The sequence below is a fragment of the Oleiphilus sp. HI0067 genome (assembly GCF_001635735.1).
On record NZ_LWFI01001661.1, the window covers coordinates 1 to 429 of the forward strand.

Here is a 429-nt window from a genome sequence, read left to right on the forward strand (position 1 = left end):
GGAAACCTAGTGATTGTGCCAATCGTCGCAGTACTCATTATTCTCATCATTACCATCGTTATTCGGCGCCCGGTCGATGAGTCAATCACGCATAGCTATGGTGCCTCGACCGTCAAGAATGGTTTGCTCATTGAAACCCTGAACGGTTTAGAGACGGTTAAAAGCAATCGTATGGAAGGCCTGAATCAGCGCAAGTACGAACAAAATGTCGGTGAAAACTCCTATTGGAGCAATCGCTCTCGCTTGTACTCAACCATCGGCACCAGCACCTCTGGTTTTGTTCAGCAAATGACGACTGTCGCTCTACTGATCGTTGGCGTATACGAAATCTCAAACCATGAACTAAGCATGGGCGGTCTGATCGCCGCAAGCATGCTGACTGGGCGCGTAATCGCCCCAATGGCGCAGGTAGCAGGTTTGATCGCTCGC

1 protein-coding gene is annotated in these 429 nt (G+C 50.1%); it reads left to right on the forward strand.

Annotated elements, in window-relative coordinates; translation table 11 throughout:
* Window positions 1-429, forward strand: a 429-nt coding sequence (locus A3739_RS26750) for an ABC transporter transmembrane domain-containing protein (RefSeq protein WP_255376798.1), incomplete at both ends; no start/stop codon positions are given.